Source organism: Cupriavidus necator A5-1 (genome assembly GCF_000744095.1).
GTDB classification, from domain to species: Bacteria; Pseudomonadota; Gammaproteobacteria; order Burkholderiales; family Burkholderiaceae; genus Cupriavidus; species Cupriavidus necator_A.
This window is the reverse complement of the sequence record NZ_JQLI01000001.1, coordinates 658701-677892: the sequence shown is the minus strand read 5'-3', so window position 1 is coordinate 677892 and position 19192 is coordinate 658701. Positions and strand designations below refer to the sequence as shown.

The 19192-nt window shown below is 60.7% G+C and carries 14 protein-coding genes and 5 pseudogenes; 4 read left to right on the top strand and 15 right to left on the bottom strand.

The features are described from left to right. Positions 1-148 precede the first annotated feature (148 nt). Together K307_RS03125 and K307_RS50850 are read right to left on the bottom strand one after the other, a co-directional pair. A pseudogene (locus K307_RS03125) lies at positions 149-1140 on the bottom strand (ISKra4 family transposase); the annotation flags it as partial. Positions 1141-1222: 82 nt separating this feature from the next. Further along, positions 1223-1375: pseudogene (locus K307_RS50850) on the bottom strand (IS1096 element passenger TnpR family protein); the annotation flags it as partial. A 296-nt stretch (positions 1376-1671) separates the two neighbouring features. Between K307_RS50850 and rpoD the strand changes: the two are divergent. Then, positions 1672-3702, top strand: coding sequence for an RNA polymerase sigma factor RpoD (gene rpoD, locus K307_RS03120; protein ID WP_196251511.1), 2031 nt, complete (start codon positions 1672-1674; stop codon positions 3700-3702). Between the two features lie 103 nt (positions 3703-3805). On the opposite strand, the pseudogene K307_RS45360 reads toward rpoD, so the two are convergent. Next, a pseudogene (locus K307_RS45360) lies at positions 3806-3925 on the bottom strand (cold-shock protein); the annotation flags it as partial. Between the two features lie 164 nt (positions 3926-4089). Next, on the bottom strand, positions 4090-5082 hold the full coding sequence (locus K307_RS03115; RefSeq protein ID WP_063771652.1) for a LysR substrate-binding domain-containing protein: 993 nt from the start codon (positions 5080-5082) through the stop codon (positions 4090-4092). A 108-nt stretch (positions 5083-5190) separates the two neighbouring features. On the opposite strand from K307_RS03115, the gene purB reads away from it, so the two are divergent. Together purB and K307_RS03105 are read left to right on the top strand one after the other, a co-directional pair. Beyond that, positions 5191-6555, top strand: a complete 1365-nt coding sequence (purB, locus tag K307_RS03110) for an adenylosuccinate lyase (RefSeq protein WP_042876240.1) — start codon at positions 5191-5193, stop codon at positions 6553-6555. A 35-nt stretch (positions 6556-6590) separates the two neighbouring features. Further along, positions 6591-7580 carry a Bug family tripartite tricarboxylate transporter substrate binding protein gene (locus tag K307_RS03105; protein WP_042876239.1) on the top strand — a complete coding sequence of 330 codons (990 nt, stop codon included), beginning with the start codon at positions 6591-6593 and terminating at the stop codon, positions 7578-7580. Between the two features lie 343 nt (positions 7581-7923). Here K307_RS03105 and K307_RS47370 read toward each other — a convergent pair. The 4 genes and pseudogenes from K307_RS47370 to K307_RS03090 form a co-directional block, all read right to left on the bottom strand. Next, positions 7924-8430 (bottom strand): annotated as a pseudogene (locus tag K307_RS47370) (DUF4158 domain-containing protein); the annotation flags it as partial. A 477-nt stretch (positions 8431-8907) separates the two neighbouring features. After that, positions 8908-9684 (bottom strand): AraC family transcriptional regulator, encoded by a 777-nt coding sequence (locus tag K307_RS03095; protein ID WP_051974607.1) that lies wholly within the window; start codon positions 9682-9684, stop codon positions 8908-8910. 208 nt (positions 9685-9892) lie between these two features. Further along, positions 9893-10129, bottom strand: a complete 237-nt coding sequence (locus tag K307_RS45355) for a zinc-binding dehydrogenase (RefSeq protein ID WP_230625425.1) — start codon at positions 10127-10129, stop codon at positions 9893-9895. A 219-nt stretch (positions 10130-10348) separates the two neighbouring features. Continuing rightward, positions 10349-10666: a hypothetical protein gene (locus tag K307_RS03090; RefSeq protein WP_230625954.1), complete on the bottom strand. Its 318-nt coding sequence runs from the start codon at positions 10664-10666 to the stop codon at positions 10349-10351. Positions 10667-10825: 159 nt separating this feature from the next. Here K307_RS03090 and K307_RS47365 point away from each other — a divergent pair. Continuing rightward, positions 10826-11051, top strand: a pseudogene (locus K307_RS47365) (GMC oxidoreductase); the annotation flags it as partial. A 532-nt stretch (positions 11052-11583) separates the two neighbouring features. Here K307_RS47365 and K307_RS03085 read toward each other — a convergent pair. The 7 genes from K307_RS03085 to K307_RS03060 all read right to left on the bottom strand — a co-directional run bounded on the left by K307_RS03085 (position 11584) and on the right by K307_RS03060 (position 19180). Next, the gene (locus K307_RS03085) at positions 11584-11841 is read right to left on the bottom strand and encodes a DUF2092 domain-containing protein (RefSeq protein ID WP_329955910.1); all 258 of its coding nucleotides are present in this window, start codon (positions 11839-11841) and stop codon (positions 11584-11586) included. A 187-nt stretch (positions 11842-12028) separates the two neighbouring features. Then, positions 12029-13156, bottom strand: a complete 1128-nt coding sequence (locus K307_RS03080; protein ID WP_051975005.1) for a hypothetical protein — start codon at positions 13154-13156, stop codon at positions 12029-12031. Positions 13157-13476: 320 nt separating this feature from the next. Further along, a complete protein-coding gene (locus K307_RS03075; protein ID WP_080744854.1) occupies positions 13477-14889 on the bottom strand; it encodes a DUF2252 domain-containing protein in 1413 nt (470 codons plus the stop codon). 554 nt (positions 14890-15443) lie between these two features. Further along, positions 15444-16022: a hypothetical protein gene (locus K307_RS03070; RefSeq protein WP_155301048.1), complete on the bottom strand. Its 579-nt coding sequence runs from the start codon at positions 16020-16022 to the stop codon at positions 15444-15446. Continuing rightward, on the bottom strand, positions 15920-16537 hold the full coding sequence (locus K307_RS44095; RefSeq protein WP_230625424.1) for a hypothetical protein: 618 nt from the start codon (positions 16535-16537) through the stop codon (positions 15920-15922). The genes K307_RS03070 and K307_RS44095 overlap by 103 nt, the downstream gene beginning before the upstream one ends. A 497-nt stretch (positions 16538-17034) precedes the next feature. Continuing rightward, positions 17035-17625, bottom strand: coding sequence for a hypothetical protein (locus K307_RS03065; RefSeq protein ID WP_042881178.1), 591 nt, complete (start codon positions 17623-17625; stop codon positions 17035-17037). A gap of 475 nt (positions 17626-18100) precedes the next feature. After that, positions 18101-19180, bottom strand: a complete 1080-nt coding sequence (locus tag K307_RS03060; protein ID WP_042881176.1) for a hypothetical protein — start codon at positions 19178-19180, stop codon at positions 18101-18103. Between the last annotated feature and the right edge of the window lie 12 nt (positions 19181-19192).

The following is a 19192-nucleotide window of genomic DNA, read 5'->3' as shown; positions in this document are numbered from 1 at the left end:
CCGGGCGCGGAAAGACAGCGCTCCAATTTGTAGAGGGCGCACGCCGTGCGGACTGGCGCCAGCCGTGACCGCGAGAGCGCGCCTCCGCCGGCTTCGCGGCGCAAGGCGTCTGGGCCTCTATTGGAGACCGCGCCAAACCGGGGGCTGACTAGGCGGCAAAGCGATAGTCTTTTTCTTTGGCGATGGAGGGATACCATCGTTCAACGTAAGACCAGACTGGTCATTGAGCATTGCGGTCCGGCTTTGCAGCAGGTTGTGCGCGTGCCGAGGCCGCCAGGCCATCTGCTGCCGTTTGACGAACCGCTTGCTCACCACCTGGTTGACGGCTGACTCGACAAAACCTGATGCAATGGGCTCCCCATGCCGATAGCGGTCACCGTAGTTCACGATGAAGTGCCGATTGTTGTCGAGGTAGACAAAGAACTCCTCGAGCTTGCCGAGGAGTTTGGCCTCTTCGGGGCTGGCCTCAGCTTCCAGATCCCAGCCCAGGCTTTCCAGTCGGCGCAACGCCGGACGGGGGCAGCCGTGCCACAGGTGCCACTTGGCGCCATGCAGCGTCTTGATCAATGCCGCGTTGGTCGGGCCGTCGCAGTGTGCCGGCCGGCCCTTGATCATCTGTTCGAGGTTCTGTACCCGCATCGCGATGTGGAACCAATCGAGAACGTACTCACCGCGGTCACCAAAGCCGAGCTGCGCAATCCGTACGGTATCGCCTCCGTCCGACAGGAAGGTGACCGGTTGACTGGGTTGCACACCTTCTCGTAGCAGGAAGTTCCACATACGATCGGCCGGTCGGCGCTCCAGCTTGTGCACGTAGGCAAAACTATGCCCGCCATCCTGATCCCGCAGGGACTTCCCGACGATCACTTCAAACCAGCCATCCTGGCGGCGCCAGTGGCCGGCCCGCCGAAGGTAGCCGCCGTCAATGCCGACCGCGCGGATCGGACTGGGCTCCGGGATCTCGGACGAACCGACGCTCGCGGCCACCTCCGCCTGCTGCAGGGCGTCGGTGGCCTGTTCCGCTTCCAGCCGGCGACCGAGCGAAGTGACCTGACGTCGGATCGAACTGGCTGCCAGGACGTAATCGAGCGGCAAAATCTCCTGCAGCACGTTGACGGTCAAGCCATAGGACATCAACGCCCACGGTGGAGAACTGCAAGACGTCCTCATGAGCTGCGCCGTACTGCCTGCCACGAATGCTGAACTGGTGCAGATGTTCGCCCGCCCAGCCCATGATTACCTGGATGACATCGTGCAATTGTGCGAGCGTCAAATACTCGGGAACGAGGACGCGTCGCCAAACCGGCGGGCTCAGGCCACGCAGAGCAATTCGAAGTTGAAGGATGGAGGTCGCCGCCCCAGGATCGGAAGCCATGCGCGCATTGTAAGTGCCTTATTGGCCTCTCGGCGGTGGTCCGGTCGTTCGCCCCCGCTTTGGCGCGGTCTCCGACTTTCAGGTCGCACCTGTATAAATATACAGTGCAATGGTGGCAGGACATCTGGTCTCAACCAAACCGTAGCCACCGCATATTGCGCCGCACAACGTCGGCTGGTATTATTCACAATCCCCCGTTCTGCGCACACCGGATTCCGCGAGAGGCATTCAGGCCTCGACTGTCCGTGCGTCATTCCACGATTTCGTTCGCTCCCCGACAGGCTTGACCAGCCGTCATGTTCGCGACGATCGTCGGCCAACCTGTCGAGGAGAGTGTATTGGCAAATCCAGTTCGCGACGATTCAGCATCCCGCACGATCGCGGTCACGTCAAAGACCGGCCGCCGCTCTCCAAAAGGTAAGATCCAGGTGGTCGCAACACCGCTGGACATCACGTCCATGGCGCGCCAGGATGAGGAGCGTCAACGCCAGATGCGCGCGCTGATCGCGCTTGGCCGTGAGCGCGGCTATCTCACCCACTCGGACATCAACGATCACCTGCCCGACAACTTTACGCAAACTGCTGCGATGGAGACGATCGTCAGCACGTTCAGCGACATGGGGGTGGCCGTGTACGAGCAGACGCCGGACGCGGAGACGCTCCTGTTAAGCGACGCCGCGCCTGCCGCGGCATCCGACGATCAGGCGGACGAGGAAGCGGAAGCTGCACTGTCGACCGTCGATTCCGAATTCGGCCGCACTACTGATCCGGTCCGGATGTACATGCGCGAAATGGGCGCCAATGAACTGCTGACTCGCGCCGGCGAAATCGAGATCGCAAAACGCATCGAAGGCGGCCTGCAGGACATGATTCAGGCGATCGCCCCGTGTCCGTCAGTCGTGTCCACGATTCTTGCCGATGTGGACCGCATCGTTGCCGGCGAACTGCGCATCGACGAACTGGTCGATGGCATCAGCGACGACGTGAACGAAGGCGAAATGGCGCTAGAGTCCGATGAAGTTCAAGTGGAAGCAGACGCCTCCGACGATGACCCGGACGGTGATGACGCTGAAATGGACGCCGTGGATCCGGAGGAAGCGAACGCAGCCCGCCTCGAACAACTCACGATCGACAGTCTTGCGATTTTCGCGCGCGTGCGTGTACTGTTCGAGCAGTTGCCGGATGCACCCGTTACTGGGAAAGCCCGTTCCGCAGCCGTTGCGCAATTGCGCTCGGAGATCCAGCGCGAACTAGGACCGATCCGCTTTACGGCCAAGACTATCGACCGCCTGTGTGCCAGCGTGCACGAACAGATTACCGAGGTTCGTGCGATCGAGCGCAGCATCCTGGAGATCGCCGTCGACCGTTGCGGCATGCCGCGCGAGGCGTTTGTCGAGTCGTTCCCGGGCCACGAGACCGACCTTGAATGGGCCAGCCACATGGCGGCGACTTCGCGGCAGTTTGGCGCGGCGCTCGAGCGACATCTGCCGGCCATTCGGGCCGGCCAGCAGAAACTCATCGACATCGAGGCCAGGGTCTCGCTGCCGCTCCAGCAGCTCAAGCGGATCAACCGCCAGATGAGTGCCGCGGAGTTGAAAATGCGGCAGGCCAAGCGAGAGCTGATTGAAGCGAATCTTCGTCTTGTCATTTCAATCGCCAAGAAATACGTGAACCGTGGCATGCAGTTCCTGGATCTAATCCAGGAAGGCAATATCGGCCTGATGAAGGCGGTGGACAAGTTCGAATACCGGCGCGGCTGGAAGTTTTCGACGTACGCCACTTGGTGGGTCCGGCAGGCTGTCACGCGTGCGCTTGCCGATCAGGCACGGACCATTCGTGTGCCGGTCCACATGATCGAGATGATCAACAAGCTGAATCGGATTTCGCGCGAATTCTTGCAACAGATGGGACAGGAAGCGCATCCCTCCGTCCTCGCCGAGCGCATGGAGATGTCCGAGGAAAAAGTGCGCAGTATCCTCAGGAGCGCGAGGCAACCTGTCTCGCTCGAGACCCCTGTGGGCGACGACGCCGACGCGACGCTCGGTGACATGATTGAGGATGTCTCTGCGAGTTCACCGGCTGAGGCCGCGATTCGCGCGAACATGCGCACCGCGATCGATGAGGCACTCGACGGGTTATCGCCGCGCGAGGCCAAGGTCCTGCGGATGCGATTCGGGCTCGATACGACCTCTGATCGGACGCTTGAAGAGGTCGGCAAGCAGTTCGACGTCACCCGCGAGCGGATCCGTCAGATTGAGAGCAAGGCGATGCGTAAACTGATGCATCCCAGTCGCGCTGACAAGTTGAGGCCCTTTCTCGAGCGTTGATCAAAGGCGCAGGCGCGCGCCCCTTTTCGACGCCCTGCTCCAGACCCACAGCGATCACGCATCGGCCCCTGCCCTGACAGGACGCGTTTGCGGCGCGGAAAACTTACAGCGGTTTGATGTTCGCTGCCTGTTTCCCCTTGGGACCTTGCTTGACTTCAAAACTGACCTTCTGGCCCTCCTGAAGTGATTTGAAGCCGTTTCCCTGAGCCTGCGCCAAATGTGCGGCTATCTTGTAGCACGGGTGAGCCGTCGCCGACAATCCAGCTTTTTCGAATGGCTCCGACGAACTGTAACATGACGTTGTGCGCGAAGGCTTGCGTCAACTCGCCGGTCAGCGCGGTTTCGAATTCCCTGGCCACCTAAACGATCACGGACGACAAGGCCCCGTTATCGTGACCTAACGCGCGAACGCAAACGAAATCGGCTGCGCCACATCTCCCCTCTATCCAATGCGGAAGTTGATGCTGGGCTCGGCGCAGCCTCGCCCGGTCTCGTGCTGCTCGGCGAAAGCATGTCGATAAAGGCTTGCATATAGCCCCGCACGAACTGGTCGGCACGCAGGCTGATTACAGCCATGGATTGCGGGAATATGCCGCCTGTCTCGATCATCGCCAAGTCCGTGTCCCTGTCTGGCTCCAGCGCCATCTGCTGGAGTACGGCAACGCCCAGGCCGGCAGCAACATAGGCTTTGATGACATTGGCATCGGTGGCCCTTACCACTACGCGTGGGGAGAACCCATGGCGCTCGAACTCGCGCAGCACTACCCAGCCTGAGTTGAAGCGCTCGTCATAAGCCACCAGCGGGTATTGCGCGATGTCCTCGATGGTGACCCTCTTCCGCCGCAAGAGAGGATGATCGCGGGGAACGATCAGGCAGCGGCGGATCGGATAAGCATCGAGCGTGATGATGCTCTCGGGCGTGCTTTGTGGCAGCGTTGAGATGCCAAGGTCTACGGCGCCTTCGCTGACCCATCGTAGGATTTCCGCGGGTGTGCCCTGCGCTAGTTCCAGATCAATCTCCTGATAAGCGCCTCGGAACCGCTTGATGACGTCGAGCAGCGCATATCGGGCATGGATATGCGTAGTGCCGATACGCAGCGTTCCACTGTTCATCGCCTGGGTCGTACGCGCCAGGTTGGACAATGCGTGCGTGTCGTTCAAGACGCGCCTTGCAAGCGCGGCCGCTTCCTGTCCTGCATCGGTGAGGCTCACCAGCCGGTTTCCGCGACGCACGAACAACTCTATACCGATCTCATTCTCGAGCGCGCGGATCAGCTTACTGACCGCAGGCTGCGTGGTGTGCAGTGCATCCGCCGCGCGCGAAACGCTCAGCTTGCTGTCGATCACTGCCCGGATGCAGCGAAGTTGTTGTAGCGTCATATCATGCCATTTTGGTAATGAATGTCTCCAAACATGTCATTTTACAGAATGATTTGATCGCTCCAGAATGACTGTCATTTCCCTTACAGCGACAGAAGGCGTCAGCAAATGACAAGCAGTGTTTTCGACCAGGCCCTCCAGCGGCATATGTGGAGCACGGAGGAGATGCGCGCCGTATTCTCGGAAGAGAACCGGGTGCAGAAGTGGCTGGACTTCGAGGCGGCGCTGGCGCTGGAACAGGCAGAACTCGAGATCATCCCAGCGGCCGCGGCACGGGAAATTGCCGCGCGGGCGCGGGTGGCGCACATCGATCTGGACCAGCTTGCTATCGAGGTTCGCCGCGTCAAGCACCCGCTGGTGCCAGCGGTGCGCGCCCTGCAGCGCCAGTGTGGCGGCGAAGCCGGAGAGTTCGTGCATTTCGGCCCGACTTCTCAGGACGTATACGACACCGGCATGATGTTGCAGGTCCGGGAAGCGCACCACATCCTAACGCGCGACCTGGCCGCGGTGGCGCAGGCGCTGTTCCGGCTTGCCGACGCGCACAAACATACCCCGATGGCCGGCCGCACGCATTCGGTGCAGGCTTTGCCCATTACTTTTGGCCATAAATGCGCGATATGGTTGGCGGAACTTTGCCGTCACAATGAACGTTTGGTCGCGCTGGAGGCGCGCACCTTTGTCGGCCAGATGGTTGGGGCGGTAGGCACCAAGGCGTCCTTCGGCCCGCACGCCATCGAACTGGAAAAGCGGGTCATGGCGCGCCTGGGGTTGAATGTGGCAGAGATAAGCTGGCAGCCCGCGCGGGACCGGCTTGGGGAGTATGTTGGGGTGCTGGGACTGCTTGGCGCAACGTTGGGCAAGATCGCCAATGAGATTATGAACCTGGAGGCTGACGAGGTCGGCGAAGTCGCTGAGCCCTTCAGCGAAGGCAAGGTGGGCTCGTCCACCATGCCTCATAAACGGAACCCTGCAGTTGTGGAGACGGTCGTCACCCTGAGTCGCGCCATCCGCTACAGCGTGGCGATGATGCACGATGCCCAGATGGCCGAGCACGAACGCGATGTGGCCGCTGTGCGCATGGAGTGGAAAGCGGTTCCCGAGGCCTGCATGATGACCGCAGCCATGCTGGAAATGATGCATCAGGCGCTGTCCGGTCTGACGGTAAAGACTGACAGGATGCGGGCCAACCTGGATCTGCTCGGTGGCTTCCTGATGTCGGAGCGCGTGATGTTCGCGCTCGCAGAGAAAGTCGGCAAGCAAAGTGCGCATGAGCTGGTCTACGCCGCTGCCATGCAAGGGATGGAGACTGGCATCACCTTCGAGCAAGCTCTGTTGCGCAACGCTGCGGTCCGCGACGCACTGGATCCCACATTACTCAAGCAGCTTCTTGACCCAGCCACCTATGTCGGGCTGGCGCCAGTAATCGTCGACGCACTCCTCGACAGAATCCGGGCAAGCGGCTGGCTGAACTGACCGCAATCAAAACCATACTCAAAGGAGACCATGCAATGTTCCAAGCCGCGAAACAACTGGGAAGACTTGTCGCAATGACGCTGCTATTTGCGACCGCTGCGACGGCGCATGGCGCGCAAGCCGACTCCTATCCAAACAAGCCCGTTCGCGTGATCGTGCCGTATGCCGTTGGCGGCGGCGGGGATATCGTCGGACGGCCCCTGGCTCAGTATCTTTCACAGCGTACCGGGCAGCGTTTCATCATGGACAACCACGGCGGCGCCAACGGCAATATCGGTATGGACATGGTGGCGAAGGCGCCCAACGACGGCTATACCCTGGTACTGGCGCTGACGGCGCAACTCGCCGTCAACCCGAGCCTGTACCGCAATCTGCCCTACGACCCGGTCAAGGATTTCGAGCCAGTGTCCTTGCTGGCTTCGGCGCCATACTTCCTGGTGGTGCACCCCTCGGTGCCGGCGCGCAATCTGGCCGAGTTCATTAAGCTGGCCAAGGCCAATCCGGGCAAGTACACATATGGATCGTCGGGCAACGGCAGCGGTCCGCACCTGTCAATGGAATTGCTGAAATCGAAGGCCGGCATCGAGCTTGTGCACGTTCCCTTCAAGGGCGCCGGGCCGGCTATGCCAGCGCTGCTGGCCGGGCAGGTGAGCGCCATGTTTGCCAGCTACGGGCTCGCGGCCCAGCAGATCAAGGCAGGCAAGCTGCGGGTACTGGCCGTCTCGACCGCAAATCGGGCGGTATCGATGCCTGACGTTCCCACCATCGCCGAAGCCGGCGTGCCCGGCTACGACTCCAATGTGTGGTACGCGCTGCTGGCGCCGCGCGGCACGCCGAAGCCGATCGTTGCGCGCCTGAGCAGCGAAATCGCCGGGCTGATCAGGAGTTCGGATCTGCGCCAGCGCTTTCTTACCGACGGCATCGTGCCGGTTGGTTCGACACCGGAGGAACTAGGCGCATACATCAAGACGGAGAGCGCTAAGTGGGCGGATGTGGTGAAGCGGTCGGGCGCAACCATTGACTGATCTGGGAAGGCATAGGGTATTTTCGACCCGTCTGCGTCATTATTCAGGCGCTGGGATCGGCAACGCCAGCATCCGCCCTACAAGGGCAAGTTCCTGCGCCAGCGTGCAACCGGCCATTGGAGTCATATACCGCTTCAGCACGCTTGCCGAAGCGCAGATCGAAGCTGTCACTGGCATTCAGTTCGACCAGTCCTTGATGCCGATCGAAGCTGATCACGTCAGCGACAGGCGAAGGCCACTCGCGTGGCCTCTCGAGCGGTCTCTTGTAGACCAGATCCTGGAAGATCGTAGCCTTTAGTCCACATCGACGATGCTGTTGGAGGTCACCTCGTAATGCGGTGGTGGAAAATGCATGCCGTGCCAAGTCGGTGATCTGGCGCTGGCCCGGAATGAGGCGGCAGCGATCGTAGAGCCATCGCTGGGCGGTGGTGACAAGTTCATCCACGTGTGCCGCTGCGGCAGCTTGCACGCGGAGCATCTCCAGCAAAGCGGCCTGGCTGGTGACATCGAGCGCCTTGATGCCAAGGTGCTCCTTGACCCATTGCTGATGCTCGTACAACGTCGGACGTCGTTGGTACAGCGTCTTCAGGCTGACAATCGACAGCAGTGGCACGGAGAAAGCTTCGCACAGGTACCGATGCGGAACGGCAGCAAACCGGTCCAACGGCCGACAGAAGGCCCGGAGGCAAACGAGCTGTAGGCCGACCGCGGCGAATCTGTCGGCCCGAAACCGCTCCCGTATTGCCGCGATGTCAGCACTGGTGAGCTGAAAAAATTGCCGCAGGTCAAATTCTGTCAAGCGGGCAGGCAACTCTTCCCTGCCAACGTAGCGATACGCAAATGCCGACAACTATTCGGGGTGTCGTTCGGGACAAAACTGTACGACAAGTGCTCGGATGGCCGCAATAAGGTCAGGCGAATGGGCTGCAACCTACGCCAACAAAGGACTGGGGGCTTATCAATAACCGTATCAATCTGCAGGAAAAGGACGATCACCCCTGATAGGCGGAAGATTTCGTGGCAGCCCGCCACAAGAGCATCAACGGCAGGCCAGCAGCGTAGACCATGCCGGTCGAAAGCACATGATTGGGTCCGCGCCGGCATACCAACAGACCCTGGAGCGCCCAATTTATCAGTCGATCGAAGTCGCTGCGTCCTCTGTCATCGGAGCGCGAGGGTCGCCGCCATCAGGAATGGTTTGCGTCGACAGGGTACCCAGAGCAGCGTCATACAAGGTCACCCCTGTTTCCACCCTAAAACACCCGTGGAAGTCTCTGATGAGCACTTTTTTTGAACGCTCTCGCAGGTTTTGTGAAAGTTCAAGCATTCAGTACACAGTCCGACGGATGTATCTTTTTGCAGGAGGACTTTTAACCAATCCACTGGAGACGACATGAACTATTCCCTGGAAGGCAAAGTTGCCGTCCGATATCGAAATGGAACTCTCGCGCAGCTGGTACTCAGCAAAGCGCATGCGCAGGTTCTGCAGGTAGGCCAGGGGCGGGATACCCGCGATGGCCTTAAAGCGAACGGCGAAGCTCGTACGTGACATGGCAACCTCCTTCGCCAGTTCGCCAAGCCCCCACGCCCGACCGGGCTCGCGATGCATTAGGCGCAACGCGGGCGCAAGGCGCTCGTCGCTGAGTGCCTTGATCCATCCCACGACATAAGGTCCGGAAGCCTCGAGATAAGACCGGATTGTCTGAATACACAGAAGCTGCGCCAGCTGTCTGGATGCCAGCGCCGCCCCTGGTCGATCAGAGACAAGCTCCTGACCGAGCTGATTCAGGAGCCATTGCATGGCCGACGCCTCGGCCGAATTACTGCCGATATGAAGGCAAGGTGGCAGAACCTCCGACAGCAGCTTGCCACGCTCCTGGTCCAAGGCAATGTGTGCACCAACGGCGAAGAAGTCGACACCATGGCCGACTGTCACCATCTTTTCCAATGCATCAGCGAAAAGCCCGCTGCAATCGACGGGAGTGGTTTTCAGGTCGCCGGCCAGCACGAAAGCCCGATCAGCCGGAAGCACGAATACGTCGCCCGTCATGACCTGACGCGGCGCAGCTTTCCCTTCAATGGTCAGCCAGCATTCGCCCTTCATGAGGGCAACAAACTTGAGCTTCCTGGGCGGAGGGAATCGCCGCCAGGCTCCCAACGTCAACACATCGCGCGCTGGCTAAGGTGAGAATGTCAGTGAGCGGATCTTCCTTCATTTTTCAATCATGGCGCAGACCCCCGCGCTTTACAAGTCTCCATCCCCGACGCCCGAAGACAGCCGGCTCTGAAGGTCAGATATACAGAGCGCCTGCCTACATCTCCACGACGATCTTGCCAATATGGCGACCGGCTTCCTGGTGCCGGAACGCTGCAGGCAGTTCCTGCAAGTGGAAGCTTGAATCGATCACCGGGCGTACTCCCAGCGACTCGATAGCGCGGATCATCTCCAACTGATCCGTCAGACTTCTGACCACGACCCCTTGCAGCCGAATTTGCCCCTCTGTCCGATCGCGACGACGAAAAACAGTACGAGCTCTTCGATTAGACATCCTCCCGGCCATGAAGACATGGGATTCCTACCGCGCCTGAAACGATGATGCTTGGCCATGGGCTTGCCGACGATCCCTTGTTTATTCGATAGCGATGGGAAGGGTGCCCTGGTTGCGAGGGTTCCCCCCTACTTCGGCAGCTTGCGCGACTTCCAGTTGCCGTTCTTCTCCTTGCAGTACCACCCGGTCCAGGCTTCGGTTTCGCCGGCCCAGCGGAATTCACTGCCCAGTTGCCGGGACCGGTCGCCGCGGTCGTGCCGGGAATGCAACGGCGTGAAGGAATCTGCAACCTTCAACCGGCCGCTTGCGCGCATCAGGCGGCAGCCTGAACGCCAGCCGGGTCCGGTCGGCGCCCTGCTCCAGCGTCCTGCGAAAGACGTCGGTCAACGCAGTGACCTGCGCCGGCGTGAGCGTGCCGACGATGGTGCCGCCAAGGTAGTGGTCGAAGTAGGCAACGGCCGGCCCGGCCGACATGGCGCCGGCCATGCATGCGGCAAGGCATGCGAGCGCCCGCAAGACCCAGTATCGCCTCTTCATCTCGGCTCCTCTGGCACTGCCTGCCCGGAATCGGGCAAGCGCGGCAGCACCGGACCCACATGCCCGCCAGCCGCGGCCTATTCGAAGCGTTCGTTCAGCATCATCGCGTCCACCTTGCGCTGCTTCCAGAACAGGTGGTTGATGCGCGGCTGCAGGATCACTGCCCGCATGAGCGCGCGCCCCAGCGACGGTGTGTGCAACAAGTGGGGGCAGACGCACGACATCGCGAATTTGTTCATCTGTGACGGAAGCCCAGTTCACATCAAGTGGCTCCGAGAGCCCGACGTTGACCATTGTCGCCCTCGCGATTCTGCACTCCGTTTCGAGATTGTGCGAAACGTTGGCATCCATTTTTTTGACCGACCTCATCAATACGGCGGGGTGACCACGATGTACTGCGATCCCTGTGGCTGGTACCAGGTGCCGCCGCACTGCTGGTAGACCATTCCGCCATAGAATTGACCGGCACGCAGTTCGGCGGAACCGAACGGACCATGGAGCCGACGACCGTCGACGTCACAGCGACCGTGGCCGTCACGGCAGCAGCCGCCGCCACCGGGTGGTAGTCGTTGTCCCAGCCGTTGCAGCACCCTCCGCCCTCGACGTTCACGTCGACGTTCCGGTTCGAGTTGACATTGACGTTCCAGTTGGCATTGACACTGTTGACGCTGGTATTGCGCACGTTATTGGTAGGGCATCCGCGCGCTGGTTGCTTACCTGCTGCTGCGCCCCGCCACCACCACCGCCACGGCCTCCGCCAGCATGCGCGCCGGCGGCACGACCTCCGTCACCTTGACCGCCACCACGTGCCTCGGCGGTCGGCGCCCAGCCTGAAGCCGCGAGGAAGAGCACGGCCGGGATCATGGCGAGCCGCTTACCCAATGCGTATCTCATGGCGGTGCTCCTTTACTGGTTCTTCAGGGGAACAAACTCTGCCTCGCGTGCCCCCTTTGGTGGCGTGAACGCGAACACAGACTCCTGAGCTTCGGAATCAGGTTCCACCTGTACTGCGTGACCGACTGGGGACGCGCCTCGTTAGCGCGACTGGTGATGACAAGCTTGCGTGGCAGTGGCCGGCTACCGGTAGCGATCCAGATCTGCCAGTCGACCTGGTCCTGGCGGAAGGCGTAGTGATCACAGAGTTCGCCGCCTACGATGTCCTGGCCGGCATTCATTGCCGATTCGATGGTGTCGAGTCCCAGGTTCACCGCCGCGTCCGGAACCGGTCGACAGCCTCAGCCCTGCTATGTTCATACGCCGCCGCGCGTGGCGATGGTTCCACCTCGGTTGGCAGGCGTTTGCCGGCCTATTCTGCATAGGATAGTGCCTCTTCGTACGAGACCTGCAGACCTGGCGCAACCCTTATTGTGCCGGGATTGTGATTAATGGCAGCCTCTCGTTGCCGCCAGTTTCCACCAGCGTGAAGAAGAACATGACGGCCGTGAGGGCGCGTTTTGTTTGCAAGTCGCCGTGGTTGACCCAAAACCAATAGTCGCGGTAATGCACGGCGGAAAACGTGTCTGGCGGCCTGTCCTTGCCGCTGTGAATCCGCACCTTGTCGTCCCGGCTCTCCGTGGCCGCGTCCTCGAACCCGGGCAGCGCGCTGTGTTCCTTCAAGTGCGCTTCCGGTACGTCCAGGTAACTCGAAAAGGCGATCATGACTTGTAGCATCGAGCGGCTGTTCACAGCCAGTTCGTTGTCCGCTCCGCGCGCCGGGGAATAGGTGAGGGTGAGCCTTTGCGCGTCGGCAGGCAGCTTGAGCAACCGCCGAATTTCAGCCGTCTTCTCCACGATGTCAGACGGCACGTCGTCTCGCCGGAAGAACAGCACAGCGGTCGAACCTTTGGTCTTGTCCTCTTCCACCCGCATTCCGACTGCGCCTGCGGCCTGCACTTCGCGCATCAGGGCGAGCACGCGACGAAACTCAGGGTCCGCCTCCCGCAGCGCGCCGCCAGCTATCGAGCGATTGCGCACGCCATTGAGCGACTCGACAGTCAGACCCAGGATAAAGTCCGCCGCATAACCTCCCTGGAGCATGAAGAAAATGTTCTTTGGCTCAATTGGCGTGATGATTCCTCGCAGAAACTTCTCCCCGGTCGCCGGCGTGTAGGTGATGGTGGGCCGGTCAGTGTAGATGCCCTGTATCCCCGACGAGAGGAAGTTGCCCTGGACCGCCCGCTCCGACGAAAGCGTGCCGCCGATGGTCACGCCGGTTTGCAGTGAGTAGCCGCTTACGACGGACGCCACTTCTACGAAGACCGGCAAGTCCATGTAGCGCAGCTTGACGATGTTCAAGAGCATTTGCTGCTTCCACGAATCGGCGACCGCCGTGCTGTAATCGAACCGATCCATGGGAATGGTCTTGGGGCCGAGAGATGCGCAACCAGTGAACAGTGCCACCGCCCCAACGCAAAACCATAGCCTCATTGAAGAAAGATGCAGGGAGCCATGCGTGGCGGCCGGAGGATCTTCTTTGGGTGCGGCTTTCATGGCGGCGTGCGTTCTGATCTTCGATCGAGGCTGCGCTTGCTGCCTAGCGGCGGTGAGCACAGCCGGTTGAACTGATCCAGATTCTCATACAAGCACGGTTAGTCCCACACTGCCAGAGCATCTTGCCACCAGAGGAGTTTTCTCCTGTATGCCCGCTACCGGACATACAGGATCCATCCACGAACTTGGAGAGGCGCGCTAACGGTGTAGATGCCGTGTATCCCCGACGAAAGGAAGGTGCCCTGCTCCGCCATATGCGACGAATGCGTGCCGCATCGAGCTCTGCGCCAATGCTTCCAGTTTTGAGTGACGCAGAATCCCTACTCCTCCTCAATGAGAGCCTCGACCCGTCCTGTGCGTACTGCCTTCACCAACGCCGCATGGTCATGCTCCGTCTGATCCGCGTAGGCAAGAGCGAACGCACCCATTGCCTGGTCAAACGTGTCGGCCTTGCCTAGATAGCCACTGATGGTCGTGGCATCCCCCGACTTGGCGTGGGCACGAGCAAGAGTCCAACCGCAGACCTCGGCATAGCGGTTGAACTGCACGGCAGCCATTCCCTCGACGGGAAAAGACATCTTCATGTCGCGCAACTGGCGCACAAAAAAGTCATGGCCTCGTCGCCCCCGCGCCCATCCCAAAAAGATGTCGCTGGAAGACTGCATCAGCCGTTGCCCCATGACGACGCGCTGCCCCTGGAGGTCATAGCGGCTCTTGCCCGCATAGGGCTCGAGAACAGACCGACGGGCCTCCTTGAACTGGAGGAGGAGGGGATGTCCTTCTTCGTCGGAAAACAGTCCCATGGAGCAGCGCGTTCCCACACTCCCAATACCCACCACTTTCAGGGCGAAGTCTTCCAGGCGGTAGCGATCGAACAGGACGCGTCGCTCGTCGGAAAGCGTCTGCCGGTATTCGACGAGCCCCTCACGAAGCCGTTCCTCGATGTCAGCGTCAGCAATGTGGTAGATAAGCGGTGGTTGGTCGACCAGCCGGCGTCGACCGTCCACTTCCTCGGCAATCTTGGGAAAGAGGTGTTCGACGACACGCTGGCGGGCTTTCGCTGTGATTTGCTCCCGGAACTTTTTCGCCTTTTCATCGGGCGCCATCGCAATGAGGGTATCCGCGTCCAGGCGCGCGTACCAGACTTCCAGAGCGTCCATCCGGGAATACTCCCGCAGATGTTCCCGATATGCACGCACGCACTCCAGGACGGCATTCCGGCCATCCGTATCGGACAATTTGTTGTCGCGTGCTGCGACCGCAAAGCTGGCTGCCAGCCGCTTGATATCCCATTCCCAGGGGGCGGGCAGGGTTTCGTCAAAGTCATTCAGGTCGAAGACCAGATTTCGCTCCGGCGTCGCAAATAAACCAAAATTCAGCAGGTGGCAGTCTCCGCAGGCTTGCACCCGAATTCCTGTGCTTGGGGTAGTGGCGAGGTCGTGCGCCATGAGTGCGGCGGAGCCGCGCAGGAACGTGAAAGGGCTACGGAGCATTCGGCCGTAGCGGATTGGTACCAGTTCCGGCAGTCGGTCCTGACTCGATGCTTCGAGAATCTCTACGGGGTCCCGGCCATGGGCTGGCGATGTCCAGTCCGCGTGGCTGCCGCGCGAAACGCCATCGCGCAAGGCCTGACCGGCGGCGAGACGCTCTGCGCGTGTGCGAAATACCGGGACATCCTCCTCTACCTCGGCGACTTCCGTCTTGGCTTTTCCCCGCGACTTCTTTGCGTTCACCTTGACTCCCCTTTGTCTTCCTATTTGCCGCGTGCAAATTACTGGAAGAAGGCAGGCCCTACGACACGTTGATATATATCAATGCATTGCGCGAACTGGAAGTTGATGCTCCGAAGTTCCTCGCATTCAAGAGTTTCGCGACGCTGTGAGCGCCACGCTATCATGGCCCCCGCCGCGCAGCCACCGCGCCAGGCTCACACATTGCGCGCTGCCGCACAAAGGCTCCAAGGCCCCTCAAGATCGTGCTGCCCCAGCCAGCGGCCACCTAAATTAGTTCGGGCGAAGTGCCGCCAGCCAACCAATCGGCCTCGGCTGGCGAGCGAAAAGTATCACGCACGCCGCTTCTCCGTCATCGTGGAACCTATGCGCGGCTCACCTCTTTCACCCTCGATAAAGCACCGCCCTGCCTTCCTTCAAGTTTTGCGAAACTCGAGCCTGAGATGCCGCGTACCGTAGCCGTCATATTCATGGTTCTGGGCCGCGTGCGCCGGCTGGTTTGACGGGGCGCCCTCCGAAACTAGCTGATGCCGCCCCAGCGCGGCCAACTGTCCCTGTCATTCAATCCGTTGCACGTCAAAGACATGGTAGCCCCAGGGCGGCATGTCCAGAAAAAGCCCACGGCCGCGCAGCTCATCGGCCGGTCGATCATAGACAGCCGGGCTGAGTTGGTCCTGGAGCCGAACGGTCCGCTCCCCCAGTTCCGTGAAGGGAGTTCGCACGAAGCATTGGCTTTGCAGCAGCGAGTAATTCACGGCCACGAACATCCATTCGTGCGGAGCTCGTACCCAACGGAACGCAATGAAATTGTCCGACGTGGTGTTGTCGGCCCAGACCGGAACGCATTCCAGTAAAGACCAGTTTCCATCGCGAACCAGTGGTTGGCGCAACACGGCAAGCAGCCGGTCATAGAACTGCGCGAGCGCTCCGTCGACCGCTTCCTCCGGGGCGCGCACCAGATGCGCCGAGATACGTGTGCGCCGGCCCGCGAACTGTCCTTGGTGGAAGAACCGCAAGCCCGGCGAGAGGAAGGTCAGCGCCGTGGCAGCCGCATGAACTTCAGGTGGGAAGGTCGATGCCGCGCGCGGCTCGTCGTGATTCTCCAGAAAGCGCGCCAGCTTGTCCTGATAGTCCATGTCCGCGCACAGGTGCCCGCGCACGGGGCGGGCACCTGTGCGCGCAGGCGGTCGTACATACGCCGCCTACAATGTTGCATATTTTCCAGTCCCTCGTCTGAGTCGTTCGAATTTTCGCTGCTTGGAGCCGGCGGCTGCGGATCGACGCGGAACACAACGACGATTTCATCCTTGTGGATCTCGACACGTTTGACTAGCCCCAGAACGATCTTGCGTTTCGTTTCAAGGTCAATCGTCTCCAGCCTCTCGGTGACCGCGGTTGCAAATTCCTCAAGCCGGTTGATGACCAGAAACAGCTCGCTTTGCACTGCTCCGTGGCGCCGTGATTCCAGGATCTGCTGTTCAATCTGCTCAAGCCGGTTCTTCAACTGCTGCATCTTCGGCTCGAAGTCGGCCTTGTCGATGATGCCGTCCGCGTAGCTGTCAATCAGTCGTGACTTGCCTTTTTCAAGCTGAAGCCGCTGCTTGTCCAGGCTGGTGGTGTCGAAGCCGTTCTTTTCATTTCGCTCCAACACGTCCAGTCGACGTTCGTATTCTCCCCTCAGTGGACATCAGCGGGATTACGCCTATTACCGCTGCGTAGGAACCGACGCCTATCGATCTGGTTGCCTGAGCAACTCCACAACTTGCTGCCATACAAGATCGTCGAGCTTGTCGGTTCGCACCTGCAGATTGTCACAGATGCGTTCGCCGCCGAAACGAAATCTTCCGTTCCATTGGCTGCCTCCTGTTGTGAAGCACGATCTGGCAATTGGAATGGCGTCAAGTGGGCGACACGCCCGTCGTCCGTCAGAAATCGACTATTCGCAACCGGCGCGGTCGTCAGAGCGATGGCCGGGCGCTTCTCCCGAACCGGCGACGCAACTGGACTACGATGCCGAGGCAAGGGGCACCGCTACGCGGCACGGAATGTCGCCGCTGGGACGACGCGCTTTCGGGCGGCAGCCCACAAGCCCATTCCTTCAGCACAAAAGAGCGCCCGTGGAGTAACGCCCACCGGTCCTCTATCGCGCTATTTGCCGGCCGGCTGCACGGACACGGCTACGGCCTCCGTATAAATCGCCTGCAACCGGTCTCCCTTCTTGATGTTCTTAAGTTGCTCCGGATCTTCCACGATCAGGTCGACGGTGCGCCCCTTGGGCCCCTTAAGCGTAACGGTCTTGGCCGTGGCATTCACCGCGACGACATCGGCCGTGGCTGTTACTTCCCTGCCAACCGTCCCGCCAGGCTTTGCGCCTGGGGCAGAGCGCTCCGAAATCTCTCTTTCCTGCATGGAAAGCGGCCCGCCACCCTTCTTCAGGCTCACGGTCAACGCCTCCTTGTACTCAACGGTAACCACATCGCCAACCTTCAGCAGGTCGAAATTCCTGGCTTCCTCGCCCACCACTAGGTCCACGACCTTGCCGTCGGTCCTCTTCATTGTAACGGTTCGCGTCGGTGCGTCGATCTTGGTGATTTTGGCAGTCGCCTTGACTGTACCTGTGGCACTCGCCTGCCCTGGTGCCTGCGTAACATCCATTTTCCTTTCAGGTTGCGCCCAGACCGACGTGGTCGCCGTCATCACCATGGCCATGGCCATGGCCAGCAGAGTCCTTCCTTTCATGCCGTTCTCCCTTGCATTTTTCTGCTTTGCCCCAAATTCAATGGCGCGTGCGGACCTCTGCCAGTGGCAGCGCTTCGGCTGCACTAGCGCGCAGATCTTCGGCGCGAAAAAAAGCCTCATACCAGCGCCCTGGCCCTATTGTCCAGTCCGTCGCTCAAGGGTGCGGAACGGCAGCCAACGACTTGATTGCATCGCCCAGGCTATAGATATCCTTTCGCCCGGGAGATATCTCCCCTTCGCTGCACCGCCACATACGTGGGCTCGGCACCCTTCCTCCTGCCCCACTGTAGCGACATCCGTCCAAAAAACAGAAATGAAATCTTTTTCTTCCGCGATAAGGAAAATAATCACGGTCTCCCTGTGATTCACTCAAGACAAACGAGCAGCGAATGTAAGAAGACCCCGGCGCCCTGCTGGTCGACCACCGCCACTGTCAGCCAGGCAGGACTGGCACATCGGTCGGGCCTGCTCGCGCTTAGCGGGACGATTTCGCCAACTCCTCCTCGACAAACCGCAGGATGGCCTCAGTCAGGGCCTCGCGCGGGTATGCGTTCTGGGTCACGAACATCGCGCCGATCGTCGGGCGTGTCCGGGCGATCGGGACCGCCAGTGCCCAGTGATCTGCATTGACGTAGCCGATGATGGCGCTGCCCGGTATAAGCTGGTCGTAAAAAATCATCTGGCTGTCGTTGCGCGCATCAACGCGCGCCAACTTGTCGTAGCTCGATGTGAGAATTGATGAGATTCGCTCGCGCTGGGGAAAAGTCACGAGGGAATAGTAACGGGGACCTGCCGGCAGCGGATGCTTCGCCAGCCACGCTTTGCGCACAGCTGGTTTCAGGCTTTGCACGCCGCCACCGTCTCCGGGCTGGCATGTTGCGCCGGGAAAGTGCTGCAGCAAGTTGGCCTGGTATTGCTCGGCGTTGTTGGCAAGCGGCGAGCCGCCAACTGCACCCGCGGCGCTAACCACCGCTGCCACCCGGCTGCGGATTTCCGGATAGCTGACAATTGCCTCAAGGATGTCGGGCGCGCCCTTCGAGTAACCGATCAGCACCAGCCGCGGTGCGCCGGTGCCCACCGGCATCGACATGATCGCATCGCGGATCTGACGCGCATTGTTTTCGGAACTCGACAAGGCATCGACCTTGATCCACGTCCCGTCATAGCCGAACCGCCTCAGATGCGCGGTGACGGTCCCGGGCGGACTTAGCCATGGCGCGAAACATTCATACCCGATACCTGGAACCACCATCGCGACAAGACGTCGTTGCGACAGTCCAAGATCGACCGGGCTGCCGGTGCCGGTGGGTTCCTCCGAAATGCGCGTCAATGCATCGTCGCAAGGGCGGTAGTCCGGGAGTTCTGATTGCCTCGCCTGGAGCACCTCGCAGAAAATCTCGCGGAAGCGCCCTCGGGCGTCCTGCATGCCCGCGGAGGACGCCGGCAGGAGGACCAGTGGCGGTGTTTCGGTGGAGTACGGAATGAGCGGCTTTGGGGCGCAAGCGGCCAGGACCAGGCATGCCAAAAGCCCCGCCGATGCGCCCTGCCCGCTCAGGCGCCTGACGCG